The 24,634-nt window shown below is 62.5% G+C and carries 18 protein-coding genes and 3 pseudogenes; 13 read left to right on the plus strand and 8 right to left on the minus strand.

What is annotated here, in order from left to right:
- The first annotated feature begins 50 nt into the window (after nucleotides 1-50).
- From ACFW0B_RS02490 to ACFW0B_RS02500, 3 genes and pseudogenes are all read left to right on the plus strand, one after another.
- On the plus strand, nucleotides 51-1,436 hold the full coding sequence (locus ACFW0B_RS02490; RefSeq protein ID WP_449146377.1) for an MFS transporter: 1,386 nt from the start codon (nucleotides 51-53) through the stop codon (nucleotides 1,434-1,436).
- Nucleotides 1,433-2,377 carry a 2-hydroxyacid dehydrogenase gene (locus ACFW0B_RS02495; protein ID WP_449146378.1) on the plus strand — a complete coding sequence of 315 codons (945 nt, stop codon included), beginning with the start codon at nucleotides 1,433-1,435 and terminating at the stop codon, nucleotides 2,375-2,377. Before ACFW0B_RS02490 ends, ACFW0B_RS02495 begins: the two co-directional genes overlap by 4 nt.
- A gap of 245 nt (nucleotides 2,378-2,622) precedes the next feature.
- Nucleotides 2,623-2,874 (plus strand): annotated as a pseudogene (locus ACFW0B_RS02500) (transposase); the annotation flags it as partial.
- Nucleotides 2,875-2,966: 92 nt separating this feature from the next.
- Here the strand turns inward: ACFW0B_RS02500 and ACFW0B_RS02505 are convergent.
- From ACFW0B_RS02505 to ACFW0B_RS02515, 3 genes are all read right to left on the minus strand, one after another.
- Nucleotides 2,967-3,191: a DUF2188 domain-containing protein gene (locus tag ACFW0B_RS02505; protein WP_449146379.1), complete on the minus strand. Its 225-nt coding sequence runs from the start codon at nucleotides 3,189-3,191 to the stop codon at nucleotides 2,967-2,969.
- A gap of 502 nt (nucleotides 3,192-3,693) precedes the next feature.
- Nucleotides 3,694-4,941 carry a ribonucleotide-diphosphate reductase subunit beta gene (locus ACFW0B_RS02510; protein WP_449146380.1) on the minus strand — a complete coding sequence of 416 codons (1,248 nt, stop codon included), beginning with the start codon at nucleotides 4,939-4,941 and terminating at the stop codon, nucleotides 3,694-3,696.
- A gap of 331 nt (nucleotides 4,942-5,272) precedes the next feature.
- Nucleotides 5,273-8,155 carry a ribonucleoside-diphosphate reductase subunit alpha gene (locus tag ACFW0B_RS02515; RefSeq protein ID WP_449146381.1) on the minus strand — a complete coding sequence of 961 codons (2,883 nt, stop codon included), beginning with the start codon at nucleotides 8,153-8,155 and terminating at the stop codon, nucleotides 5,273-5,275.
- Nucleotides 8,156-8,869: 714 nt separating this feature from the next.
- Between ACFW0B_RS02515 and ACFW0B_RS02520 the strand changes: the two genes are divergently transcribed.
- Both ACFW0B_RS02520 and ACFW0B_RS02525 read left to right on the plus strand, forming a co-directional pair.
- Complete coding sequence (locus tag ACFW0B_RS02520) at nucleotides 8,870-9,592, plus strand: response regulator (RefSeq protein ID WP_449146382.1); 723 nt, start codon at nucleotides 8,870-8,872, stop codon at nucleotides 9,590-9,592.
- 27 nt (nucleotides 9,593-9,619) lie between these two features.
- Nucleotides 9,620-11,236: an ATP-binding protein gene (locus ACFW0B_RS02525; RefSeq protein WP_449146383.1), complete on the plus strand. Its 1,617-nt coding sequence runs from the start codon at nucleotides 9,620-9,622 to the stop codon at nucleotides 11,234-11,236.
- 77 nt (nucleotides 11,237-11,313) lie between these two features.
- Here ACFW0B_RS02525 and nadE read toward each other — a convergent pair whose 3' ends face one another.
- The gene (gene nadE / locus ACFW0B_RS02530) at nucleotides 11,314-12,144 is read right to left on the minus strand and encodes an ammonia-dependent NAD(+) synthetase (protein WP_449146384.1); all 831 of its coding nucleotides are present in this window, start codon (nucleotides 12,142-12,144) and stop codon (nucleotides 11,314-11,316) included.
- An 11-nt stretch (nucleotides 12,145-12,155) separates the two neighbouring features.
- A complete protein-coding gene (gene pncB / locus ACFW0B_RS02535) occupies nucleotides 12,156-13,361 on the minus strand; it encodes a nicotinate phosphoribosyltransferase (protein WP_449146385.1) in 1,206 nt (401 codons plus the stop codon).
- A 509-nt stretch (nucleotides 13,362-13,870) separates the two neighbouring features.
- Here pncB and arfB point away from each other — a divergent pair.
- The 5 genes and pseudogenes from arfB (at nucleotide 13,871) to ACFW0B_RS02560 (ending at nucleotide 20,025) form a co-directional block, all read left to right on the plus strand.
- Entirely contained in the window at nucleotides 13,871-14,284 is a 414-nt protein-coding gene (arfB, locus tag ACFW0B_RS02540) for an alternative ribosome rescue aminoacyl-tRNA hydrolase ArfB (protein WP_449146386.1), read from the plus strand.
- 231 nt (nucleotides 14,285-14,515) lie between these two features.
- Nucleotides 14,516-15,076: pseudogene (locus ACFW0B_RS02545) on the plus strand (ABC transporter permease); the annotation flags it as partial.
- Nucleotides 15,073-16,752: pseudogene (locus ACFW0B_RS02550) on the plus strand (secretin N-terminal domain-containing protein); the annotation flags it as partial. The pseudogenes ACFW0B_RS02545 and ACFW0B_RS02550, both read left to right, overlap by 4 nt.
- Nucleotides 16,753-17,176: 424 nt before the next feature.
- The gene (locus ACFW0B_RS02555; RefSeq protein ID WP_449146387.1) at nucleotides 17,177-18,814 is read left to right on the plus strand and encodes an AMP-binding protein; all 1,638 of its coding nucleotides are present in this window, start codon (nucleotides 17,177-17,179) and stop codon (nucleotides 18,812-18,814) included.
- Between the two features lie 29 nt (nucleotides 18,815-18,843).
- Nucleotides 18,844-20,025 carry a CaiB/BaiF CoA transferase family protein gene (locus tag ACFW0B_RS02560; RefSeq protein ID WP_449146388.1) on the plus strand — a complete coding sequence of 394 codons (1,182 nt, stop codon included), beginning with the start codon at nucleotides 18,844-18,846 and terminating at the stop codon, nucleotides 20,023-20,025.
- A 149-nt stretch (nucleotides 20,026-20,174) separates the two neighbouring features.
- Here ACFW0B_RS02560 and ACFW0B_RS02565 read toward each other — a convergent pair whose 3' ends face one another.
- The 3 genes from ACFW0B_RS02565 to ACFW0B_RS02575 form a co-directional block, all read right to left on the minus strand.
- Nucleotides 20,175-20,666, minus strand: a complete 492-nt coding sequence (locus ACFW0B_RS02565; protein ID WP_449146389.1) for a SprT family zinc-dependent metalloprotease — start codon at nucleotides 20,664-20,666, stop codon at nucleotides 20,175-20,177.
- Between the two features lie 126 nt (nucleotides 20,667-20,792).
- The gene (locus ACFW0B_RS02570; RefSeq protein ID WP_449146390.1) at nucleotides 20,793-21,392 is read right to left on the minus strand and encodes a Yip1 family protein; all 600 of its coding nucleotides are present in this window, start codon (nucleotides 21,390-21,392) and stop codon (nucleotides 20,793-20,795) included.
- Nucleotides 21,393-21,547: 155 nt separating this feature from the next.
- Nucleotides 21,548-22,147 (minus strand): DNA-J related domain-containing protein, encoded by a 600-nt coding sequence (locus ACFW0B_RS02575; protein ID WP_449146391.1) that lies wholly within the window; start codon nucleotides 22,145-22,147, stop codon nucleotides 21,548-21,550.
- A gap of 100 nt (nucleotides 22,148-22,247) precedes the next feature.
- Between ACFW0B_RS02575 and ttcA the strand changes: the two genes are divergently transcribed.
- The 3 genes from ttcA to ACFW0B_RS02590 are packed head-to-tail and all read left to right on the plus strand — an operon-like array spanning nucleotide 22,248 to nucleotide 24,616.
- Nucleotides 22,248-23,072 carry a tRNA 2-thiocytidine(32) synthetase TtcA gene (gene ttcA, locus ACFW0B_RS02580; RefSeq protein ID WP_449146392.1) on the plus strand — a complete coding sequence of 275 codons (825 nt, stop codon included), beginning with the start codon at nucleotides 22,248-22,250 and terminating at the stop codon, nucleotides 23,070-23,072.
- A 42-nt stretch (nucleotides 23,073-23,114) separates the two neighbouring features.
- Nucleotides 23,115-23,786 carry a DNA-3-methyladenine glycosylase I gene (locus ACFW0B_RS02585; protein WP_449146393.1) on the plus strand — a complete coding sequence of 224 codons (672 nt, stop codon included), beginning with the start codon at nucleotides 23,115-23,117 and terminating at the stop codon, nucleotides 23,784-23,786.
- A gap of 59 nt (nucleotides 23,787-23,845) precedes the next feature.
- Nucleotides 23,846-24,616, plus strand: coding sequence for an NAD-dependent deacylase (locus ACFW0B_RS02590; RefSeq protein WP_449146394.1), 771 nt, complete (start codon nucleotides 23,846-23,848; stop codon nucleotides 24,614-24,616).
- The last annotated feature ends 18 nt before the right edge of the window (nucleotides 24,617-24,634 follow it).

Below are 24,634 nucleotides of genomic sequence, written 5' to 3' on the forward strand. Positions count from 1 at the left end.
GTGCTGTCGCACCCGGTGCTCTTTCAATAAAAACAACAGGCATGCACGACATGCCCAGAGGCTTAGCCATGGCTCATCCATCTGTCGCCCCCACCCGCGATCAGGCATTCGAAGATCGCACCTATCGCAAGGTCATTCTGCGCATCCTGCCGGTACTGCTGCTCTGCTACATAGCTGCCTACCTGGACAGGGTAAACATTGGCTTTGCCAAATTGAGCATGCTGGACGACCTGCAGTTCAGCAACACCGTGTATGCACTGGGCGCCAGTGTGTTCTTCTGGGGCTACTTCCTGTTCGAGGTTCCGAGCAACCTGCTGCTGCATCGCTATGGCGCGCGCTTCTGGATCGCGCGCATCATGCTGAGCTGGGCAATCATTTCCATGGCGGTGGCGTTCACCCAACCGCTGGCCGCGTTCTTCCACATCGAATCCAGCACCATGTTCTATGTGCTGCGTTTCCTGCTGGGCATCTGTGAGGCCGGCTTTTTCCCGGGGGTGATCCTGTACCTCAACTATTGGTTCCCGACCCATCGGCAAAGCCGGGTGATGTCGGGCTTCCTGATGGCGTTGCCGGTCAGCCTGACGCTGGGCGGCATGCTGTCGGGCTGGCTGATGACCAGCATGGATGGCTGGCATGACCTGGCGGGCTGGCAATGGATGCTGCTGATGGAAGGCGTGCCGTCGGTGATCATGGCCGTGGTGGTGTTCACTTGCCTGTGCGACAACATCGACAAGGCCCGCTGGCTGACCGATGCGCAAAAGCAACTGCTCAAGGCCAACCTGCAACAGGAAGAGCAGGGCAAGGCCTCGCGCCTGGGCGATGTGTTCTTCAATCCCCGGGTGTGGCTGCTAGTCATGATCCTGTTGACCTTCAACACCGGCTTCTACGGCCTGGCCTTCTGGATGCCATCGATCATCAAGAGCGCGGGGGTGACCAGCAGCCTGGAGATCGGCCTGCTGACCGCCATCCCCTACACCGTGGCCGTGATCGCCATGTTCCTCAACGCACGCCATTCCAACCGTACCGGCGAGCGCCGCTGGCATGCCGCGATACCTGCGTTCATCGGTGGTTGCGGCTTGATGCTCAGCGCCGCATTCGCCGATAACGTCATGCTCTCGATCCTGTTCCTGACCGTCGCGGCCTCGGGTGTGCTGAGCCTGATGCCGATCTTCTGGACGCTGCCGGGCACGGTGCTGTCGGGCGTCGCGGCGGCTGCCGGAATCGGCATGATCAACGCCATTGGCAACCTGTCGGGCTTCACCGGCTCGATGATCACTGCGGTGGCGGAAAACCTGACCGGAAATATCAACAATGGCACCTACGTGCTTGGCCTGTGCCTGTTCGCCAGCGGCGCGTTGATCCTGGCGATACCCGCTGTGATGCTCAAGCGCTCCGCTGCCGAGCAGGGCACGCCACTGGAGCTGGAGGCAGCATGAGTATTAGCGAGATGGGGAAACCGAAGCAGGCACTGCTGATGCTGGCGCCCTTGCTGGAAGAGCATGAGGCCCGGCTGGCCAGGGACTTTGAGCTGGTGCGGGCCTTCGACCCAGAAGCCCAGGCTGCGCTGCTGAACGATCGCCCCGAACGCTTTGGCGCGCTGGTCACCAATGGCGTACAGGGCGTTCCGCCCGCGCTGATGACGGCGTTGGTGAACCTGTCGCTGATTGCCGTGAACGGCGTGGGTGTCGACCGGATGGATGTGCAGCAGGCAAACGGCCGGGGCATTCGCATCGCCACCACCAATGACATCCTGACCGATGCCGTGGCCGATCAGGCCGTTGCGCTGCTGTTGGCCGTGTTGCGGCAGGTCTGCGTAGCCGACCGTTTCGTTCGCGCCGGGCATTGGCACAGGGGCGGCTTCCCGCTACTGGGCACCAGCCTGCGCGGACAGCGGGTCGGGATCATTGGCCTGGGGCGCATCGGCCAAGCGATCGCCAGTCGCCTGCAGCCATTCGGTGTCACGCTGGCCTACCACAACCGCAATGCGGTACCTGGCTGTGCTTACGCATACCACGCTGACCCGCGAAGCCTGGCCGAGGCCAGCGATATCCTGGTCGTCGCCGTTGCGGGCGGTGCTTCCACGTCGCATCTGGTCGATACCAAGGTGTTGGATGCGCTCGGGCCCCAGGGGGTCATCGTCAACGTGGCGCGGGGCACCGTGATTGACGAAGAGGAGATGGTGGCCCGTCTCCAGGACGGCCGGCTTGGTGGGGCTGCGCTGGATGTGTTCACCCATGAACCCCAGGTGCCCGTCGCATTGCTTGAACTGGACAATGTGGTGCTGCAGCCTCATCTGGGCAGTGCGACCCTGCAGACACGGCGAGCGATGGGGGATTGCGTCGTGCAGGCGGTCACCGAGCAGTACGGGCTGCAATGAAGTATCGCGCTGTGGTACCGAGTCGCTCCATGTGCTCGTGACCCTGCAGCTCTACTTCAAGGGCGACCCCTGGGCTCACGAGCGGACCACCAACACCATCGAGTTGGAGCGGGACTTTGCGTGACCCCCGCCTGGCGGATGTGGCCTCCGGGGGGAGTCCGTAGGATGGGTAGAGCCCAACAGGGGTTCTACCCCGTTATCACGGACACTTTCGAGTAAGCTCATACCGAGCTGAAGGAGTGTTCATGAAGCGCAAGAAATACAGTCCCGAATTCAAGCGGGAAGCCGTTGAACTGGCTCGTCGTTCAGAGGCCAGTTGCCGCCAAATTGCCCAAGAGATTGGAGTGGCCCCGAGCCTGCTAAACCGCTGGGTTCGGGAAGCACAACCGGGTATGGAGAAAGCCTTCCCAGGAACGGGAAGCCCGCGGGATGAGGAGCTTGCCCGTCTCAAGCGCGAATTGGCTCGAGTAACCAAGGAACGTGATTTTTTAAGGCGGCAGCGTACTTTGCCAAACCTGCAGCGCTGTTCTGCCAATGAAAAATGGCCAGCGAGCATTGCTCGCCGGCATTTTCGACTACTCCGTTTTAATCAGCCCTTAGGAGGGAAGGGGTCATCCCCATAGGTATTGCGTTCGCGAATCTGACCATCCTTGCCATGGATAAGCATTTCGCTGCCTTGGTTTTTGGCAATTTCGCGTGCTAGCTCGATGGCTTCTGCCTGGGTACCTACTACCCTGGTTGCCTTCGAATTGCCTGCGCCTTTGACGGCCCAGTCGTCGCCGTACGGAACAACGTGCTGATTTTTCTTAGACATAAAAAATGGCCTTTTCAGTGTCGATGTTTGAGCAAGGCCAATCGCCTAGCTCTCTTGCTTGTTTCGAAGATTAATCTCGTATGAGTCTCATCTCCGACGATCAGCCGTTGACACCGCTCGAAGGTCATCCATAATCACGCCCCGCATTTCCCCAAATGCTTTCGTGATTTTGGAGTTCCTCCGATCACGGCCCGTACGAGTGGGCTTTCTTCACTGGTACGGTCAAGACCCACGGCATCCGCGCGAACGGTTGCTGTGGGTTTCTTGTTTCTGCCGTCCTGAGCGGACAGCGCGCGCATCCTTGCGCGATCCCCAATCCTTTACTTTTCCTGTACTCCTGCGCCCGACTCCATGGGCATATCGGCCTTGCCCGTGTTACTAACGCCTGGATGGCGAGTGCCGCTGCCCTCCCCAGGGCAGCGGTTGTGCACCGTGTCGGTGCGCCGTTTCAACATTCAGTGAAAAGAATTTACTGATTGCTGAAAACTTACGTGACCCGGATTCAATCCCAGCTCAGCGCACCGCCGGTCTGGTATTCAATAACGCGAGTTTCGAAGAAGTTCTTCTCTTTCTTCAGGTCCATGATTTCGGACATCCACGGGAACGGGTTGGTGGCGCCCGGGTATTCCTCTTTCAGGCCGATCTGGGTCAGGCGGCGGTTGGCGATGAACTTGAGGTAGTCCTCCATCATGGCCGCGTTCATGCCCAGTACGCCGCGCGGCATGGTGTCGCGAGCGTATTCGATCTCCAGCTGGGTGCCCTGCAGGATCATCTGGGTGGCTTCGTCCTTCATCTGGGCATCCCACAGGTGCGGGTTTTCGATCTTGATCTGGTTGATCACGTCGATGCCAAAGTTCAGGTGCATGGACTCGTCACGCAGGATGTACTGAAACTGCTCGGCGGTGCCGGTCATCTTGTTGCGGCGGCCCATGGAGAGGATCTGGGTGAAGCCGCAGTAGAAGAAGATGCCTTCCAGTACGCAGTAGTAGGCGATCAGGTTGCGCAGGAACTGGCGGTCGGTCTCCGGGGTGCCGGTCTGGAAGGTCGGGTCGGAGATCGAACGGGTGTACTTCAGGCCCCAGGAGGCTTTCTTCGCGACGCTCGGAATCTCGTGGTACATGTTGAAGATTTCGCCTTCGTCCATGCCTAGGGATTCGATGCAGTACTGGTAGGCGTGGGTGTGTATCGCCTCTTCGAAGGCCTGGCGCAGGATGTACTGGCGGCACTCGGGGTTGGTGATCAGGCGGTACACGGCCAGCACCAGGTTGTTCGCCACCAGGGAGTCGGCGGTGGAGAAGAAGCCGAGGCTGCGCTTGACGATGCGGCGCTCGTCCTCGGAGAGGCCGTCGGCGCTCTTCCACAGGGCGATGTCGGCGTTCATGTTGACTTCTTGCGGCATCCAGTGGTTGGCGCAGCCATCCAGGTACTTCTGCCAGGCCCAGTCGTACTTGAAGGGGACGAGCTGGTTGAGGTCGGCGCGGGCGTTGATCATCTGCTTGTCGCCGACCTGCACGCGCGCGGCGGAGCCTTCGAGGTCGTCCAGGCCTTCCTGGATATCGAGGGCGTCGAGGGCCTTCTTGGCGCGGGCGACGGCGTCGGAGTCGGCGGCCGATACGGCGCGGGCGTCTTCAACGGAGCCGGCGGCTTCGTCGTCGAGCTTGTCGATGGTCCTGGCGGCGGCCTGGGCAACGGCGGGGGCTGCCTTGGCTTCGGTGGGGTCTTCCTTGTCGAATTCGTCCCAGCTGAGCATGGTTCCTCTCCTGGTGTCTGGATGCGTGGGTGGATGCACGCTAAGGCGTTGAATCAGGGCCGGGCGGTGGATTGCCCTGGCCTGTGCACACCCGGTTTGTGGGTGTGGCTGTTCGGATATCGGTGTTGCCTGAGGTTTCCCTCATCCGACCGCGGCCCGCCCCGGCCCCTCTCCCAGAGGGAGAGGGGAGGGAATTTCACTCCCGGTCGAGCGTGGTGCTGTGCGAGTGACCGCTAGGCGCCCGGTTGGCTGGAGCCCCCGAGCGTACGCATGTACGTGATGGGAGCCGGCCAGCCGGGCAACAACGCGGACGCCGCTCAGCGACGCGCGCTTACTGGCACGCTTCGCAGTCGGGGTTATCGATGGAGCATGCTTTCGGCACCGGAGCCGGTTGCGGTGCTGCGGCTTGCAGTGTTTCGCTGCCGCCTGCCGATACGGCGTTCAGCTTGCCGGTGTTGATGGTCGACTTCTCGGTGCTGGTGGCGGCCAGGGCACGGAGGTAGTAGGTGGTTTTCAGACCACGGTACCAGGCCATGCGGTAGGTCACGTCCAGCTTCTTGCCCGAGGCGCCGGCGATGTAGAGGTTCAGGGACTGGGCCTGATCGATCCACTTCTGGCGGCGGCTGGCGGCGTCGACGATCCAGCGGGTCTCGACTTCGAAGGCGGTGGCGTACAGGTCTTTCAGGTCTTGCGGGATGCGCTCGATCTGCTGCACGGAGCCGTCGTAGTACTTCAGGTCGTTGACCATGACCGGGTCCCACAGGCCACGAGCCTTGAGGTCGTGTACCAGGTAGGGGTTGATCACGGTGAACTCGCCGGACAGGTTCGACTTCACGTAGAGGTTCTGGTAGGTCGGCTCGATGGACTGCGATACGCCGGTGATGTTGGCGATGGTCGCGGTCGGCGCGATGGCCATGATGTTCGAGTTACGAATACCTTTCTTGACGCGCTCGCGAATCGGGGCCCAGTCCAGGGTCTCGGTCAGGTCGACGTCGATGTACTTCTGGCCACGGGCCTCGATCAGGATCTGCTGGGAGTCCAGCGGCAGGATGCCCTTGGACCACAGGGAGCCCTCGAAGGTCTCGTAGGCGCCGCGCTCGTCGGCCAGGTCGCAGGAAGCCTGGATGGCGAAGTAGCTCACCGCTTCCATGGACTTGTCGGCGAATTCGACGGCCGCTTCGGAACCGTAGGGGATGTGCTGCAGGTACAGGGCGTCCTGGAAGCCCATGATGCCCAGGCCCACCGGACGGTGCTTGAGGTTCGAGTTGCGCGCCTGCGGGACCGAGTAGTAGTTGATGTCGATTACGTTATCGAGCATGCGAACTGCGGTCTTGACGGTCTTCTCGAGCTTGGCGGTGTCCAGCTTGCCATCGATGATGTGGTTGACCAGGTTGATCGACCCCAGGTTGCAGACCGCGATCTCGTCCTTGTTGGTGTTCAGGGTGATCTCGGTGCACAGGTTCGAGCTGTGGACCACGCCCACGTGCTGCTGCGGGCTGCGCAGGTTGCACGGGTCCTTGAAGGTCAGCCAAGGGTGGCCGGTCTCGAACAGCATCGAGAGCATCTTGCGCCACAGATCCTTGGCCTGGATGGTCTTGAACAGCTTGATCTTGCCGTACTGGGTCAGGGCTTCGTAGTACTCGTAGCGCTCTTCGAAGGCCTTGCCGGTCAGGTCGTGCAGGTCCGGTACTTCGGACGGCGAGAACAGGGTCCACTGGCCATCGTCGAATACGCGCTTCATGAACAGGTCCGGAATCCAGTTCGCGGTGTTCATGTCGTGGGTACGGCGGCGATCGTCACCAGTGTTCTTGCGCAGTTCGATGAACTCTTCGATGTCCAGGTGCCAGGTTTCCAGGTAGGCGCAGACGGCGCCCTTGCGCTTGCCACCCTGGTTGACGGCGACGGCGGTGTCGTTGACCACTTTCAGGAACGGAACCACGCCCTGGGACTTGCCGTTGGTGCCCTTGATGTAGGAGCCCAGTGCACGTACCGGGGTCCAGTCGTTGCCCAGGCCGCCTGCGAATTTGGACAGCATGGCGTTGTCGTGGATGGCGCTGTAGATGCCCGACAGGTCGTCCGGAACGGTGGTCAGGTAGCAGGACGACAGCTGCGGACGCAGGGTGCCGGCGTTGAACAGGGTCGGGGTCGACGACATGTAGTCGAAGGAAGACAGCAGGTTGTAGAACTCGATGGCGCGTTCTTCTTTCTGCTTCTCTTCGATGGCCAGGCCCATGGCCACGCGCATGAAGAAGACCTGCGGCAGTTCGAAGCGGATGCCGTCCTTGTGGATGAAGTAGCGGTCGTACAGGGTCTGCAGGCCGAGGTAGGTGAACTGCTGGTCACGCTCGTGGTTGATGGCCTTGCCCAGTTTTTCCAGGTCGAAGGTCTTCAGTTGCGGGTCGAGCAGTTCGAACTCGACGCCTTTTTCCACGTAGGCCGGCAGGGCCTTGGCGTAGAGGTCGGCCATCTCGTGGTGAGTGGCGCTCTCGGCAACGCCGAGGAAGCCCAGCGCTTCGGCACGCAGGGTGTCCATCAGCAGGCGGGCAGTGACGTAGGAGTAGTTCGGCTCGCGCTCTACCAGGGTGCGGGCGGTCATCACCAGGGCGGTGTTGACGTCCTTCTCGGCGACGCCGTCGTAGAGGTTCTTCAGGGTTTCACGCTCGATCAGCGCGCCGTCGACTTCGGCCAGGGCTTCGCAGGCTTCGCTGATGATGGTGTTCAGGCGGCCCATGTCCAGTGGCTGCTGGCTGCCATCGGCGCGGGTGATGCGGATGCTCGGGTGCGGCTGGGCGACTTCGTTGCCGGCGCTGCGCTTGGAGCGCTCCAAGGCGCGGGATTCGCGGTAGATCACGTAGTCGCGGGCGACTTTCTGCTCGCCGGCGCGCATCAGGGCCAGCTCAACCTGGTCCTGGATCTCTTCGATGTGGATGGTGCCGCCGGAGGGCATGCGGCGCTTGAAAGTCGCGGTGACCTGCTCGGTCAGGCGGGCGACGGTTTCATGGATACGCGAAGAGGCCGCGGCAGTACCGCCCTCCACTGCGAGGAACGCCTTGGTGATGGCAACGGTGATCTTGTCGTCGGTGTACGGAACGACAGTACCGTTGCGTTTGATCACGCGCAGCTGGCCGGGCGCGGTGGCGGCCAGATCCTGAGTGGAATCTGCTGCCTGCGGCGCTGCGGCCTGCGGGTTCTCGCGAGTGGTGTCGGTCTGCATGGGGTTCTCCATGTTCTGATTTATCTAAGGGCGCCTGAACCGCCTTCGTACCCTTTTCACAACGCAAGACGCACGGCAGCGGTGCCGGGCGCGAATACGTGGTGCTTCGGGGCAGAAGGGCAGGACTCAAGTGCCTTCCTGGCCCTACAAGTCAATCGCCACGGTGTTGAAGAACCGTGACAACCACAATACCTAGTGGTGGGCGCTGTTGGCGCCGCACCCGCTTCCGGCCCCCAGTCACGTTCTTTGTGTCCTGGGCCGGCACCACTCGCCAGAGGCGTTTGGTGGGTGAAATACCGCATGTGACACACCGGTGGTCAGGCTCGGAAAAAGCCGTTAGCGCTTGATTCTAGTTAGTGTCCGGTGGTACGCCTCACCCCTATATGTAGGGGCTTGGCTCGATGGGAGTACAAGATAATGCGCTGTTGGGGGTATTGCAAGGCGAGCCACAATATCTAGCCTGTGGATAACTTGTGGGTGATTTGTGGGTGACTGTGGGGTAACGGAGGCAAAGCCCCGGTGGCTCTAGGCTCTGCCGTTCGTCGCCGCCGAGTGGGCGGTTTTCGGGGTTCGGCGGCACTGTCGACGGCGTCGCAAGCTAACACAATATCTTGTGTTTTCGCTCGCATCTGGTATGCGCTGTGCTATCGATCCGGCGTTGCTACAATGCGGGCCCGTTTTTCGATGGTCCTGACGCTGTCTAGGGAGTGTGTGGTGGAGCAAGAAGCCTGGCGAATCCTCATAGTCGAAGACGATCAGCGACTGGCCGATCTGACCCGTGAGTACCTGGAAGGCAACGGCCTGCAGGTGGCCATCGAGTCCGATGGCGGCCAGGCGGTGGCGCGCATCCTCAAGGAGCGGCCGGATCTGGTGGTGCTGGACCTGATGCTGCCGGGGGAGGATGGCCTGTCAATCTGCCGCAAGCTGCGCGGCCAGTACGAGGGGCCGATCCTGATGCTCACCGCGCGCACCGACGACATGGACCAGGTGCTGGGCCTGGAACTGGGTGCCGATGACTACGTGTGCAAACCGGTGCGCCCGCGTGTGCTGCTGGCACGCATCCGGGCCCTGTTGCGGCGCAGCGAGGTGGCCGCCGAGGTGCCGGTTGTGGAGAACCAGCGCCGCCTGGAGTTCGGCCCGCTGGTGATCGACAACGCCATGCGCGAGGCCTGGCTCAACGAGCGCAGCATCGAGCTGACCAGTGCCGAGTTCGACCTGCTCTGGCTGCTGGCGGTGAACGCCGGGCGCATCCTTTCCCGCGAGGAGATCTTCAATTCCCTGCGCGGCATCGAGTACGACGGCCAGGACCGTTCCATCGACGTGCGCATTTCACGCATCCGTCCGAAGATCGGTGACGACCCCATGCACCCGCGCCTGATCAAGACGGTACGCAGCAAGGGCTATCTATTTGTCAGAGAGGCCGCCGAAGGCCTCTGACGCTTCGCACCAGACGGGCGACAGTCGATGAACTCGATCTTCCTGCGCATCTACGGCGGCATGCTGGTCACCCTGGTGCTGGTAGCGCTGCTCGGCGTCTTCACCATCCACCAGGTCAACCAGGTGCGCGCCGACCAATACCGCGAGAGCCTCGCCCGCGGCACTTTCCGCCTGATGGCCGACAACCTCCAGCCCATGAATGAAGTGGAGCGCCGCCGCGCGGTGGTGCTCTGGGGACGCCTGCTGGGCATTCCCCTGGCACTGCAGCCCATGGAGGGTTCGAAGCTGGACAACAGCGCGCGCAATCGCCTGGCGCGAGGCCAGGTGCTGGTGGAACAGACCGGGCCCCATGCGGCGCGGGTGTTCGCCCTGGTGAGCGTGGGCGAGCGGCTGCTGCTCACCGGCGACGTGGAGCAGATCAGCGAGCAGTTGGCGCGGGCCACCGTCTATCTATTGATGGATGAGCTGGTGCGCTTCCCGGTGAACGAACAGCCCCAGCGCCTGGCATCCATCAAGGAAAACAAGCAGTTCGGCTTCGACATGCGGCTGATCCCGCTGAAGGACGCCGATCTGGACGTCGACCAGCGCCGCCGGGTGGACGAGGGCGATACGGTGATGGCGCTCGGCAAGGACGGCGACTCCATCCGTGTGATCGCCGGCATGGTGGACACCCCCTGGGTGCTGGAGATGGGGCCGCTGCACCAGATGAACCCTTATCCACCGCAGATGCTGGTGCTGATCGGTTTCCTCGGCCTGACCCTTATCGGCCTGACCGTGTATTTCCTGGTGCGCCAGTTGGAGCATCGCTTGATGGCGCTGGAGAGCGCTGCCACCGACATCGCCCAGGGCAAGCTGGACGCGCGGGTTCCTGCCGGGGGCGCCGACTCGGTGGGGCGTCTGGCTGCTGCATTCAATGGCATGGCCGAGCAGTTGCAGCGGCTGCTGAGCCTCCAGCGCGAGCTGATCCGCGCGGTCTCCCACGAGCTGCGTACCCCGGTGGCGCGGCTGCGCTTCGGCCTGGAGATGATCGGCGACGCCGAGGACGACCAGTCCCGGCGCAAATATATGGAGGGCATGGACGGCGACATCCAGGAACTGGACAAGCTGGTGGACGAGATGCTGACCTACGCGCGCCTGGAGCAGGGCTCGCCGGCCTTGCAATTCCAGCGCGTGGACTTGGATGCGCTGTTCGATCAGGTGATCGCCGAACTGTCCCCCCTGCGTGCATCGGTTCGCATCGAGCGGGGCTTGTGCCTGAACGTCGGCGACGACGGGGCCTGGGTCGAAGCCGAGCCGCGTTACCTGCACCGCGCGCTGCAGAACCTGGTGAGCAATGCCATGCGCCATGCGGAATCGCGGGTGCAGCTGAATTACCAGATTGGCCACAAGCGCTGCCGCATCGACGTCGAAGACGATGGCCCCGGCGTGCCGGAGAGCCAGTGGGAGAAGATCTTCAAACCCTTCATGCGGCTGGACGACAGCCGCACCCGCGCCTCCGGCGGCCACGGCCTGGGGCTTTCCATCGTGCGGCGGATCATCTACTGGCACGCCGGCCGCGCCCAGATCGGCCGCAGCGAAACCCTGGGCGGCGCACGCTTCAGCCTGGTATGGCCGCGCCGCCAGAGCGAGGCGGAGACGCTGTAACACGGCCCGTCGGGGCTATTCGCCAGGCTGGTGTGGTTCGTAGATGGGTATCGCTCCGTGCGATACCCATCAACCGATCAGGGCACCAGCGGCAGATTGCGCTTGTGCTGGGTGTTGTCGTAGGTGCGAACGATGATGTCGTAGGCACGCTGGCTGACTTCCTGGCCGTGGAGGAAGGCGTCGATCTCGGCATAGGTCACGCCGTGTGCTTCTTCGTCCGGCTTGCCGGGGCGCAGTTCTTCCAGGTCGGCTGTCGGCACCTTGTGCACTGCGCTGTCCGGTGCACCCAGGTAACGGGCGATGGCGCGCACCTGATTCTTCACCAGGCCGGAGAGGGGCGCCAGGTCGCAGGCGCCGTCGCCGAATTTGGTGAAGAAACCCATCACCGCCTCGGCGGCGTGGTCGGTGCCGATCACCAGGCCGTTGTTGGCGTTGGCGATGGCGAACTGGGCGACCATGCGGATGCGCGCCTTGATGTTGCCGGTGACGAAGTCGCGGCGGGCGTCGTTGAGATGGTGCAGGTGGGTGACCTGTTCGGCGAGGCCGATCACGCTGTCGGCGATGTTCACGGTTTCTTCTTCGTCGGCGCGAATGAAGTTCATGGCCACCTGGGCGTCCGCCTCGTCGTGCTGGACGTTGTAGGGCAGGCGCACGGCGATGAAGCGGTAGCCGTCATCGCCGGTCTCGGCACGCATTTCCTCGACGCTGAGCTGGGCCAGGCGGCCGGCGGTGGTGGAGTCGACGCCGCCGCTGATGCCGAGTACCAGCACCTTGAGGCCGGAGTTGCGCAGGCAGTCCTTGATGAAGGCCTTGCGGCGCTCGACCTCGGCCACCAGGGCGGCTTCGTCGGCGAAGGGCGGGACAACGTCCAGGGCTTTGGTGATTTCTTGCTGGCGATTGCTGCTCATGTGCGGAGTCCTTACTGGGCGTCGGTGACGCGGAAAACGTGTTTCAGGTAGGCGACGAAGTTCTCGTCGCGGCATTGGGTCTTGCCTGCTTCATCAGAAATCTTCGCCACCGGCTGGCCGTTGCAGGCCGTCATCTTGATCACGATGTTCATGGGCTCGACGCCAGGGATGTCGCAGGTCAGGTTGGTGCCGATGCCGAAACTGACTTGAATGCGCCCGCGCAAGGCACGGTAGAGCGCCATTGCCCGTGGCAGGTCGAGGCCATCGGAGAATACGAGGGTCTTGGTCAGCGGGTCTATGCCCAGTTTCTGGTAATGGCGGATGGCCTTTTCCGCCCACTCCAGCGGGGCGCCGGAGTCATGGCGCAGGCCGTCGAAGAGCTTGGCGAAGTACAGGTCGAAGGCGTTGAGGAAGGCCTGCATGTAGATGCAATCGGTCAGTGCGATGCCCAGTAGGCCGCGATACTCGCGAACCCAGCAATCGAGGGCAGCGATCTGGCTGTCGATCAGGCGCGGGCCGAACTGCTGGTGCGCCATCAGCCATTCGTGAGCCATGGTGCCGATGGGCTTGATGTCGAACTCGCGGGCCAGGTGGATGTTGCTGGTGTCGACGAAGCGGCCGGGGAAGTCACGCTTGAGAATGTGCACCACTTCTTCCTGGACCTCGTAGGAGAAGCGCCGGCGGGTGCCGAAGTCCGCCAGCTGGAAGTCCTGCAACTCTTCGTCACTGGCATTGGCCCGGAGCCAGTCGAGCTTGCGGTAGAGCTGTTCCCGCGCCTGGACCAGCTTGACGTCGCGATAGCGGCAGCGGTTGCGCACCTCGTTGATGATTGCCGGTAGGGGAATCTCGAAGAGGATCATGTGCAGCCAGGGCCCCCGCAGGCGCACGCAGAACTGGCCGTCCTCGATACCCAGTTGCAGGTAGCGCAGGTTGAAGCGGAACAGGCTGAGGAAGCGAATGAAGTCCGGCTTGATGAAGGGAATGCGTTCGAGGAAGTGCAATTGGTCGTGAGTGATGGAAATGTCCGCCAGTTGCTCGATCTGCAAGCGGATTTCCGCGAGATAGGGCGTCAGGTCCTCATTGTTGCGACAGCGGAACTCCCACTCGACTTCGGCGTTCGGGTAATTGTGCAGCACCGCCTGCATCATGGTCAGTTTATAGAAATCGGTATCCAGCAGGTTTTGGATGATGCGGCCGGAAAAGGCGCTGTCAGCCATGGTCGAGTCTCGAAACTTCGGGCGGACGGTGGAAAGAGGGCAGGATGCGGCAAGGTACCGGCGATGCGCAAGGCTACGGCAGTACCCGTTGTGGAGGCGAAATCAGTCGCTGTCCGGAGCGTATGACCAGCTGGCGAATGTGACGGGGAGCTGTGTATCCCATTGCGAATGAATTGGCGCAAGTATTGCCGGGCGCTGCATGGCCCGTAGGAACTGGCTCGCCAGCAAGCTGGCTCCTAAAGCAGGCAAGAGAAGCCAGTCCCCCATTTTTCGGACTGATGGGTGAGTGCTGCCGACAGATCCAGGGGTAGCAATGAACATGAACACTGCCTTCGATTCGGAAGTGAAACAGTGCTGCCCTCCAGATCGAGGCGGTCCATGACCACTTCCATGTCGTGGCTCGCCATGTTCGCGAGGTGATCGACCGCATCCGGTGCGAGCAAGCGCTTCTGGCAGGCGCAACGCAGCCTACGTATGCTTTGTATCCTTGCCTCTCGGTGTGCATGCCCATGCTGCTGATCTCCAACAGCGTCCACCTGCCTGACGACGAAATCGAACTGACCGCCATCCGCGCCCAGGGTGCCGGCGGACAGAACGTCAACAAGGTTTCAAGCGCGGTGCACCTGCGCTTCGACATCCGTGCTTCATCCCTGCCGGACTTCTACAAGGAACGCCTGCTGCAACTGCGCGACAGCCGCATCACCGGTGACGGCGTGATCGTCATCAAGGCCCAGCAATACCGTACCCAGGAACAGAACCGGGCCGATGCCCTAGAGCGCCTGGCCGAACTCATCCGCAGCGTGGCGAAAGTGCAGAAGGCGCGCCGGCCGACCAAACCCACGCTGGGATCAAAGAAGCGGCGGCTGGAAGGCAAGGCCAGACGGGGGGAGATAAAGGCGGGCAGGGGGAAGGTGGATTATTGAGGTGGGGTGCCGCCGGGCTCGCTTTCCGATCAGGACCAGTCTCTGACATCTTGCCCTTCGATGGGGAAGGGCTTCAGGAACGGTTTGTCCGATCCGTCGGATAATTCGTCTTCTCAGGTGGAATGTCGCCGATGGTGGCGGCGCGGCTGATTTCGCATATTTCTCGGCTTTCGTTGGGCGTCCGCCCATGCCTCAAGCAGGAGAAGCTGCGCCTTGAACGTGCCGCCATCAATGCCTGAAAAATTTGCCGACCGTTTGGGGCTCTTGCTGGCCTTGACCCGGCGCGAGGTGGAGGCACGCTATCGTGAGTCGATGCTAGGCCGCCTGTGGATCATCGCGTCCCCCATTCTCCTGCTGCTCATCTACACATTCGTTTTCGGTGTTGTACTCAAATCCCGCTGGGGCAGTGACCAGGATACCTATTCCTTTGCACTGACACTGTTCGCCGGCCTACTGCTCAATGGCATCCTCTCCGAAGGTCTTTCCCGGGCGCCGGGTATCATTTCGGCCAACGTCAATTACGTGAAGAAGCTGGTTTTCCCCTTGGAAATCCTCCCTGTGACGCCAGTGCTCGCGGCATTCGTGAATGCCGTACTTGGTTACCTGGTGCTCATCGGTTTCCTGATGGCCAAGGGCAGCGTGCCCGGATGGAGCGTGCTGTTGTTGCCGTTGCTGCTGGTTCCATTCCTGCTTTGCGTGACGGGGCTGGCATGGTTCCTGGCCGGCCTCGGCGTCTACGTCCGGGACATTGGCCAGTTCGTCCAGTTCTTTCTGATCCTGTTGCTGTTCATCAGGTCCCCATTGCCTATCGACCGGTCTTCCAGTTCATCCCGTTGCACAATGTCGATGCGCGGGATGTGATTCCTTGGCTAAACAGCGCCTATGAGAAATCCGGGCTCAGCGTGTCAGCCGACACTGCGCGCAGTGGCCTGATGCTGAAGGGGATGTCTTCGATCGTGCGACAGGCCTCTGAAGCTGTCCGCTTGCTCGATCAGCCGTTCATGCGTGGCCGCCACAGCATGCGCATAGCCCCGGCGTTCATCACTGCAGCCGACCTGGCCGAGCAACTCAAGACGCTGATTTCTGCCCAGGGATATAGCGTCAGCATCGGTCAGGCTTCCGGTTCCATTGTGCTGGTGCCGCTGGAAAGCTCGAATGGCCTGATCGTATTCGCCAATGAAGGTAGCCTGCTCGGGTTGGTTCGCGAATGGGCGCAGCAAGTTGACAGGACTCCTGTGGCCGCCGCAGTGGTGGGGCAGGGGGACGGGAGCGACAGGGAAGGTTTGTTTTATTACGAAGCGCGCAATACGCGGGTTACGGATCTTGCCCGGACACTGCGGGCTTTGGTGTCAGGACTTTCCGGAGAGGGTGCCTATGGCATCACCTCCGATCTCAAGAGTAGTGCCTCCAGTCGTGCCGCGGTCAGTACCAGCAAGCGGCAATCTGGCGACAGCGAGGCCCAAACTCCCGCACCGTCATTGCTGCGCGCCGCTGGTGTGGCTGCACTGGTTGGCGGACAGAACAACCTGCTTGAAAGCTTGGCATCGGACATCAAAGGCAGCGGAGTCATAGTGGAGGACGAGAATCGTAATGCCCTCCTGTTCCGCGGCTCGGCGCGTACCTGGCAGCAGATGCAAGAGCTCATCCGCCAGATGGACAAGCCGGCTCGTCAGGTCCTGATTGAAGTGACGGTCGCCAGTGTGAACCTCAGCGATACGAAATCTCTGGGAACGGAATGGAAATTCCTGAATGGTGATTTCAGCAGCGCCAAGCTCAGTGGAAACATGGGGGAAGCCGGATTCAATTACGTGATCAACACCGCTGGTGGCAACATGGCTGCGATTTCGGCGCTGGCGAAGGATCAACGCGTGAGAGTTCTGGCGACGCCACGCATTCTGGTCAAGAGCGGGGAGCAAGCCAACATCAACGTCGGCAGCGACATACCCGTTCCCACTGCGCAGATCAACGACGACAGCACGACCGGGGGCACTACCAACTTGCGCAATGAGATCGCCTATCGTTCCACCGGCACTATTCTGAACGTCGCACCGATCGTCTATTCGAATAACCGCATCGACCTGACCGTGAGCCAGGAGCTGAGTGACGGAGGCGGTGCATCCGGCGACAGCAGTGGCAATGGCAGTGTGACGGCGCCGATCATTTCCCGAACATCCCTTGAAACCGCCTTGACCCTGAAGAGCGGAGGCTCGGTCCTCATGGGGGGACTGATCCGGGATAACGTTTCCGACTCCAATGCTGGCGTTCCCTTACTCAAGGATCTTCCGTGGATTGGGGGGCTCTTCGGTAAGCAGCAGATAGTCAAGAACCGCGAAGAAGTCATTCTGCTCATTCAGCCTTACGTGCTTGAAAGCGACGAAGACGCCAAGGAAGTCACCAACAAGCTGCGCACAATGCTGAGCCAGTCCCTGGCATGTTCCGGCGCGCCCGGCAGTTGTGGACTTGACTGACGCACCCTGCTCATTTCATTGCCCTGTGGCGATCTGCATCGCCAGTGGTGGGATTTTTTGAATCAAACGCTCTTGGACAGGGTGTTTCATACGACCCGAAGTGCAGCGGATTCTTGCGCGCGAAAACCTGGACGATTGCGTCAATTTCCCTGAGCGCTTGCGTCATTGAGGATGCTAGCGGCAGATGCCTAACCTGCGGCACGGCTTCGGCCCGGGGAGGCATCGCCATGCAGCGCGTCTGGGCGGGCGAGGAGTGCGGCGCTGCTCGACAAGGGCCTGAGCCCGGAAAACACCATGGTCGATCTGGAGTTGCCGGACGCGGTGCGGGAGAAGTTTTTCCGGGCCAATGCGCGGAGGGTATGCAAGCTATAGAGTGATGGGCCATCGGAGATCGAGCCGAAAACAAGAACAAGAGGGCTGAAGGATGAGCGAGCAACTGCCGTTGCAGTGTTTTGCCCATTGGGTGGCGGCGACGCCGGAGCGCGTCTGGTTGCGCCAGCCGGTGGCACGGACCTGGTACCCGATTACCTGGCGCGAGGCTGACGACCGTGCCCGGCGCCTGGCCAGTGCGCTGCGTGCGCTGGGCTGCGAGCCGGGGGACCGGGTGGCGATCCTGGCGAAGAACTGCGCCGAATGGATCCTGAGCGACATGGCGATCATGCTCGCCGGGCTGGTCAGCGTGCCGCTCTATCCGCTGCAGTCGGCCGAGAGTATCGGCTATGTGCTGCGCCACTCGGCGTGCAAGGTGATCATCCTCGGCAAGCTGGACCATGCCGAAAGCCTCGAACCGGGCATTCCTGCCGAGGTGGTGCGCATCGCCATGCCTTATCCGACCTTGCGTGCCGACCATGCCTGGGGCGAACTGCTGGCCCGCCACGCACCTCTGCGCGAGGGGCACGAGCAGCGCCCCGACGACCTGCTCAGCATCCTCTATACCTCCGGCACCACCGGCCAGCCCAAGGGCGTGATGCAGACGGCGCGGGCGTTCGCCTTCGCCTCCAGCCGCTCGGTGCGGGAGTTGGGGCTGGGGCAGGAGGACCAGTTCTTCTCCTACCTGCCGCTGTCCCACGCCGCCGAGCGCTTTCTGGTGGCCACCAACAGCCTCTACTGCGGTGGTGGCATCGCCTTCGTCGAATCCCTGGATACCTTCGCCGAGGACCTGCGGGAAGTCCGCCCGACCCTGTTCTTTTCGGTGCCGCGCCTGTGGACGCGCTTCCAGCAGGGCGTGCTGGAAAAACTGGCCCAGCGTCGGCTCGACCGCCTGCTGGCGATTCCGCTGCTCGGCGCGCTGGTGGCCTGGAAGATTCGCCGCGGCCTGGGGCTGGACCGGGCGCGGGTGCTGGTGAGCGGCGCCGCGCCGATACCCGTGGCGCTGCTGGAGTGGTACCGGCGCATCGGCCTGACCATCTGCGAGGGTTATGGCATGACCGAGAACTTCGCCTACGGTAATTTCAACCGGCCGGGGCAGGTACGCTTCGGCACCGTGGGACGGGTGATGCCGGACAACCAGCTGCGCATCGCCGATGATGGTGAAATCCTCTACCGTAGCCCAGCGCTCATGACTGGCTATTACCTGGAACCGGAGAAAAGCCAGGAGACCCTGCGCGACGGTTGGCTGCACACCGGTGACAAGGGGCAGATCGACGCCGATGGCTACCTGCGCATCACCGGTCGGGTGAAGGACATCTTCAAGACCAGCAAGGGCAGGTACGTGGCGCCGGCGCCCATCGAGGGCGAGATCGCCAAGAGCCACTGGGTGGAGCAGGTGTGCCTGATGGGCAGTGGCCTGGACCAGCCGCTGGCGCTGATCGAACTCAGCCCTGCGGCCCGCGAGCAGGCCCGCGCCCAGGTGGAAACCGACCTGCTGGCCACCCTCGAACAGCTCAACAGCCGGCTGCTGCCCCATGAGCGCGTCAGTCATTTGCTGCTGGTGCGCGAGCCCTGGACAGTGGATAACGGCTGCATGACACCCACCATGAAGATTCGCCGCAACGTGCTCGAAGCCCGTTACGCCCCGGCGGTAGAGCGTCTCGATACGCGCCAGGCGCTGCATTGGGAATGACCGCCCGAACACACGCATCAGGAGTTGCCATGAAAGGCCCGCTGTCTTCGCTTAAAGTCCTCGATTTCTCCACCCTGCTGCCGGGGCCCTTCGCCTCGTTGCTGCTGGCCGACATGGGCGCCGATGTGCTGCGGGTTGAGTCGCCCACGCGCATGGATCTGGTGCGCGTGCTGCCGCCCCACGATGGCGGTCAATCCACCAGCCACGCCTACCTCAACCGCAACAAGCGCAGCATCGCCCTGGATCTGAAGCATCCGGAAGCGGTGGAGCTGGTCAAGCAACTGGTGCGCGACTACGACATCGTCCTCGAACAGTTCCGCCCCGGCGTGATGGAGCGCTTGGGATTGGGCTATGAGGCGCTGAAGGCGGTCAATCCGAAGCTGATCTACGTCTCCATCACCGGTTATGGCCAGAGCGGGCCCTATCGGGATCGCGCCGGGCATGACATCAACTACCTGGCCCTGGCCGGCATCGCTTCCTACACCGGTCGCCGTGACAGCGGGCCACTGCCGCTGGGGGTGCAGCTGGCGGACATCGGCGGCGGTTCCCTGCACGGGGTAATGGGCCTGCTGGCGGCGGTGATCCATCGCCAGGCGACGGGGGAGGGGCAGCATGTGGACGTCAGCATGACCGACTGCGCCTTCGCCCTGCACGGCATGGCCGGTGCTGGATACCTAGGGGCTGGGGTGGAGCCGGATATGGAGAATCAGGTGCTCAATGGCGGCAGCTTCTACGACTACTACCGCACTCGCGATGGTCGCTGGTTCTCGGTGGGCAGCCTGGAGCCGCAGTTCATGCAGCAGTTCTGCGCGGCCATCGGCCGTCCCGAATTGGCGGCCAAGGGACTTTCGCCGAAGCCTGAGGACCAGCAGGAGCTCAAGCGTGCCATCGAGATCGAGTTCGAGAAGCGTGATTTCGCCGAGTGGGTGGAAATCTTCTCCGCCCTGGATGCCTGCGTCGAGCCCATGCTGCCATTGTCCGAAGCGGTGGAGCATCCACAGATCAAGGCTCGCGGACTGGTAGTGGAGGTGCCGCGCGACGGCCTGCCGCCGCAGAAGCAGATCGCCTGCCCGATCAGGTTCTCCGCCGGCTTGCCTGCACCGCGCCATGCCGGTGGGCCTGTGGGTTCCCATACGGCGGAAGTGCTGGCCGAACTGGGCTTGAGCCCCGAGCGGATCGAAGCGCTGAAAGCGGCGAAGGCGGTGGGGTAGGGTGCCTGTGGCAAGGCTTGGCGAACCTTGTGAGGGCGAATTCATTCGCTGAGGACCGCATAGCAGTCCCCAAGACTCGGGGCGCCAGGCAGGCCTTCGGCCTGCTTCGCGAATGAATTCGCCCCCACAGAAAAGCAGCGACTTCGGCGTCAGTCGTGGCTCTGTTCGCCGGTGAACACCAGCGTTACCCGGCAACGCCGGCAGTAATAACGGCGGCCGCGCGCCACCAGGGCGTGGCGCTGGGCGGAGAAGGGGTGGCCGTCGGGGCAGGCGCAACGATAGAGGTAGCGCGTCACCTTGCGCCGCTTCACTTCGTAGTTGTGGCAGCGGTTGGGTGGCAGCTCGTACACCCCGCGCATGATTAGCTGCCATTCCTCGCCATGGGGCTGGATGCGCGGGCCGAACAATTGATGGGCCACCAGATGCGCCACTTCGTGGGCCACGGTCTGGCGCAGGAAGTCTTCCTGGTTCTCGCGGTAGAGCTGCGGATTGAAGCGCAGCTTGTTCTCGTCCAGATGGGCGACGCCGGCCTTCTGCCCGCGCAGCTTGAAACTCACTTCTGGGCGGGTGAAGCGGCATTTGAAAAAGGCTTCGGCCTGTTGATAGCAGGCCTCGACGCGGGCAAACAGCTGCTCGGGCATAGGGCACTCCATTGGCGCGGAATTATGCCGTAAAGCCTGGGGCTGCCGAAGTCGATGACGCCGAGTGGTCATTCCCGGACAAAAGGAAAGGCCGCCCGCAGGCGGCCTTATTGCCAGTGGATGTCGTCAGCTGGTGTACACCGGACCCAGGCCGAAGCCCCAGAGGATCACGGCGGCGGCGATCATTGCCACCAGCACTACCAGGCCTACCGCCAGCACCGAGCTAGAGAACAGGAAGCCTTCGTCCTTCGGAATGTTCATGAACGTGGGGATTCCCACATAAAGCAGGTAGACCGTGTAGCAGATGGCCAGGGTGCCCACCGTTGCGCCGAACCAGAGGTGCGGGTAAAGCGCCGCGAGGCCGCCGACGAACAGCGGGGTCGCGCAGTAGGCGGCAAAAACGATGCACTCGGTAATGCTCGGGTTGGCGTCGTAGGTGCGCGCCATCCAGTGGATGAACCCGCCCATCACCGCCACGCCGGCGAGCATCGCCAGGTACGACATGATGGACATCTGCAACGCGCTGGACTGGGTGAGCATCACGGGATCGCCCTTGCCCAGTGCCCAGCCGACCTGGGTTGTGCCGATATAGGCAGAAATTACGGGAATTGCAGCAAGGATCAGGACGTGGGTGAGGTACATGTGGCCGATGCTTTCATCTTCGCCACGGATCTCCTGCCACTCTTGATCGGGATGGGTGAAGAGCCCCCAGACGTGGTGGATCATGCTGAACACCTCCTCATTATTATGAGGTCGCCCCCCAGCGAAGCGCCGGCAGCGCGTGGACAGCGCTCACCGGTACCCGGCCGACCTATGCGACCTTATGTCGCAGTATAGGCAGGTCATCCGGGGTCGCCTTAGAGCGAATCGAAGATTCGGCCTCAGCTGTAATAGCGTTGAAGTATTTCCATGGCCTTGTTGATCGATTGCAGGCGCGATGTGCTGCCGCCCCGGTCGGGGTGATGCTGGCTCACCAGCTGGCGGTAGCGCTGCTTGATCACGGCCAGGCTCAAAGGCTGGCTGCCGCTGTGCAGGCCGAACAGTTCCAGTGCCGCGAGCTTTTCCTCGCTGCCCTGCATGCGCGTCCAGAAGCTGGCCAGCAGCCGTTCCACGTCTTCCTCCGTGGTGTCCCGCAGGTTTTTCAGGTCCAGGTAGTAGTCGCGCAGCGGGTCGAGCTCGTTGAGCGCCGCTGCGGCGCCGGGCACGTAGGGCAGCAGCTGCACGCACAGCGGGCTGATGGCGAGCTGCGCCTCGCCGTTGCCGTTCAGGCGGTCGCGGAGACGATAGAGGGCGTTGAAGACCAGGAAGTGGGTGCGGAACAGCACCAGCCTGTCGGTGAGTTCCAGGTGCGGGATGTGGGTGGAGTGGCGGGCCTTGAGGGCCTGGATCAGCTGATACTCGCTCAGGCCTTCGCGGGCCCCACGCAAGAGTTCGAGGAGCTGGTCGCTGAGGTCGAGGGCCGGGTCGAGGTCGCTGTTCATCGGCGCAAGCCTAGCACGGCCCGTCGATGGGGCTGGGGCCGCGCCCGCTTTGTGCGTAAAATAGCCAGCTTTTCGCATCTCCCCCGGATTTCAGAGCACCATGGGCACCCTTTCGGTCAACCAGAACAAACTGCAGAAACGCATCCGCCGCCTGGCCGGCGAAGCCATCACCGACTTCAACATGATCGAGGATGGCGACAAGGTCATGGTCTGCCTGTCCGGCGGCAAGGACAGTTACACCATGCTGGACGTGCTGCTGTACCTGCAGAAGGTCGCGCCGATCAAGTTCGAGATCGTGGCCGTGAACATGGACCAGAAGCAGCCCGGCTTCCCCGAACACGTGCTGCCGGCCTACCTGGAATCCATTGGCGTGCAGTACCACATCATCGAGAAGGACACCTACTCGGTGGTGAAGGAGAAGATCCCGGAAGGCAAGACCACCTGCTCGCTCTGCTCGCGCCTGCGCCGTGGCACGCTCTACACCTTCGCCGACGAGATCGGTGCAACCAAGATGGCCCTTGGACACCACCGCGACGACATCCTGGAAACCTTCTTCCTCAACATGTTCTACGGCGGCACCCTCAAGGCCATGCCGCCGAAGCTGCTGGCCGACGATGGCCGCAACGTGGTGATTCGTCCGCTGGCCTACTGCAACGAGGCTGATATCGAGGCTTACTCCAGGCTCAAGGAGTTCCCGATCATCCCGTGCAACCTCTGCGGTTCCCAGGAGAACCTGCAGCGCCAGGTGGTCAAGGAAATGCTCAACGAGTGGGAGCGCAAGTCGCCGGGCCGTACCGAGATCATGTTCCGCGCGCTGCAGAACGTGGTGCCGTCGCAACTGGCGGACCGCAACCTGTTCGACTTCGTCAACCTGCGCATCGACGAAACCGCCACGCCGCGCACCCTGGACGTGGTTCATATCTGATCCTGCTTCTTGTGGGAACGCTTCGCAGCGAAAGGACATTGCATGCGCGATTACCGCTGGCTCCATGAATACTGCCTGAACCGCTTCGGCTCGGCCGAGGCCCTGGAAGCGCGCCTGCCGCAGCCGCACAGCGATGCCGAGTTACGATCGCTCAGCGATGATCGCTACCTGTCGCTGATGGCGTTGCGGGTGTTTCGTGCAGGGCTCAAGCACAGCCTGGTGGATGCCAAGTGGCCGGCGTTCGAGGAGGTGTTCTTCGGTTTCGACCCGCAGAAGGTGGTGCTGATGGGGGCCGAGCACCTGGAGCGGCTGATGCAGGACACGCGCCTGATCCGCCACCTGGGCAAGCTCAAGAGCGTGCCGCGCAATGCCCAGTTCGTGCTGGATGTGGCGCGGGAGAAGGGCGGCTTCGGTGCCTTGATCGCCGACTGGCCAGCGACCGACATCGTCGGCCTGTGGAAATACCTGGCCAAGCACGGCAACCAGTTGGGCGGACTGTCGGCGCCGCGCTTTCTGCGCATGGTCGGCAAGGACACCTTCATCCCCACCGACGACCTGGTCGCCGCCCTCAAGGCCCAGGACATCATCGACAAGGCGCCCACCAGCCAGAAAGACCTGGCCCAGGTGCAGGCCGCCTTCAACCAGTGGCACGCCGAAAGCGGCCGTCCGCTGTGCCAGCTGTCCGTGATGCTGGCCCACACCGTCAACCACTGAGCCGGCGGTTGCAGCGCCCGCAGCTGCGGGCGGACACTGGGCGCCGAGCGGAACGGGGGATGAGCATGTCGGATATCCAGCACGTAGCCGCAGCCCTGAAGGCTGCCGAACGAATCCTGGTGATCACCGGGGCCGGGCTGTCGGCCGACTCGGGACTGCCTACCTACCGGGGGCTGGGCGGCCTCTATAACGGCGTGACGGAGGAGGGGCTGCCTATCGAAGAAGCGCTTTCCGGCCCGATGCTGCGGCGCAATCCGGCGCTCTGCTGGAAGTACCTCGCCCAGCTTGGCCGCGCCTGCCTTGGTGCCCGGCCGAACGCCGGTCACGAAGCCATCGCGCAGCTGCAACAGCTCAAGCCGGAGTGCTGGGTGCTGACCCAGAACATCGACGGCTACCACCGCCAGGCGGGTTCACCACCGGAGCGGCTGATCGAGATCCATGGCGAACTGTCGCCGCTGTTCTGCCAATCCTGCGGGGCGGAAAGTTCTGACCTTGCCCGACATCTGGCAGGAGAAATGCCTCCCAAATGCCATGATTGTGGTGGTATTCTCCGGCCACCCGTGGTGCTGTTCGAAGAAATGCTCCCCGAGCAGGCCATCGACAGCCTCTACGCCGAGCTACGCAAGGGATTCGATGCGGTGATCTCGGTGGGAACCACGGCGAGCTTTCCCTACATCATCGAGCCCGTTATCCGCACCCGCCACGCAGGCGGTTTCACTGTGGAAATCAACCCGGCGCTCACCGACCTCAGTCCCGTCGTCGATGTCCACCTCAGAGGAAAGGCCTTAGATGTTTTGCAAGGACTGCTGAGTCACATTTTGGGCGATTAAATTTGCAAATGAGGTTGA

It is taken from the genome of Metapseudomonas phytobenefica (assembly GCF_043392685.1).
GTDB lineage: Bacteria > Pseudomonadota > Gammaproteobacteria > Pseudomonadales > Pseudomonadaceae > Metapseudomonas.

Coding starts and splice junctions, on each gene's coding strand:
- ACFW0B_RS02490 (WP_449146377.1), top strand. CDS start 51: ATGCCCAGAGGCTTAGCCATGGCTCATCCATCTGTCGCCCCCACCCGC.
- ACFW0B_RS02495 (WP_449146378.1), top strand. CDS start 1,433: ATGAGTATTAGCGAGATGGGGAAACCGAAGCAGGCACTGCTGATGCTG.
- ACFW0B_RS02505 (WP_449146379.1), bottom strand. CDS start 3,191: ATGTCTAAGAAAAATCAGCACGTTGTTCCGTACGGCGACGACTGGGCC.
- ACFW0B_RS02510 (WP_449146380.1), bottom strand. CDS start 4,941: ATGCTCAGCTGGGACGAATTCGACAAGGAAGACCCCACCGAAGCCAAG.
- ACFW0B_RS02515 (WP_449146381.1), bottom strand. CDS start 8,155: ATGCAGACCGACACCACTCGCGAGAACCCGCAGGCCGCAGCGCCGCAG.
- ACFW0B_RS02525 (WP_449146383.1), top strand. CDS start 9,620: ATGAACTCGATCTTCCTGCGCATCTACGGCGGCATGCTGGTCACCCTG.
- nadE (WP_449146384.1), bottom strand. CDS start 12,144: ATGAGCAGCAATCGCCAGCAAGAAATCACCAAAGCCCTGGACGTTGTC.
- pncB (WP_449146385.1), bottom strand. CDS start 13,361: ATGGCTGACAGCGCCTTTTCCGGCCGCATCATCCAAAACCTGCTGGAT.
- arfB (WP_449146386.1), top strand. CDS start 13,871: ATGCTGCTGATCTCCAACAGCGTCCACCTGCCTGACGACGAAATCGAA.
- ACFW0B_RS02555 (WP_449146387.1), top strand. CDS start 17,177: ATGAGCGAGCAACTGCCGTTGCAGTGTTTTGCCCATTGGGTGGCGGCG.
- ACFW0B_RS02560 (WP_449146388.1), top strand. CDS start 18,844: ATGAAAGGCCCGCTGTCTTCGCTTAAAGTCCTCGATTTCTCCACCCTG.
- ACFW0B_RS02565 (WP_449146389.1), bottom strand. CDS start 20,666: ATGCCCGAGCAGCTGTTTGCCCGCGTCGAGGCCTGCTATCAACAGGCC.
- ACFW0B_RS02570 (WP_449146390.1), bottom strand. CDS start 21,392: ATGATCCACCACGTCTGGGGGCTCTTCACCCATCCCGATCAAGAGTGG.
- ACFW0B_RS02575 (WP_449146391.1), bottom strand. CDS start 22,147: ATGAACAGCGACCTCGACCCGGCCCTCGACCTCAGCGACCAGCTCCTC.
- ttcA (WP_449146392.1), top strand. CDS start 22,248: ATGGGCACCCTTTCGGTCAACCAGAACAAACTGCAGAAACGCATCCGC.
- ACFW0B_RS02585 (WP_449146393.1), top strand. CDS start 23,115: ATGCGCGATTACCGCTGGCTCCATGAATACTGCCTGAACCGCTTCGGC.
- ACFW0B_RS02590 (WP_449146394.1), top strand. CDS start 23,846: ATGAGCATGTCGGATATCCAGCACGTAGCCGCAGCCCTGAAGGCTGCC.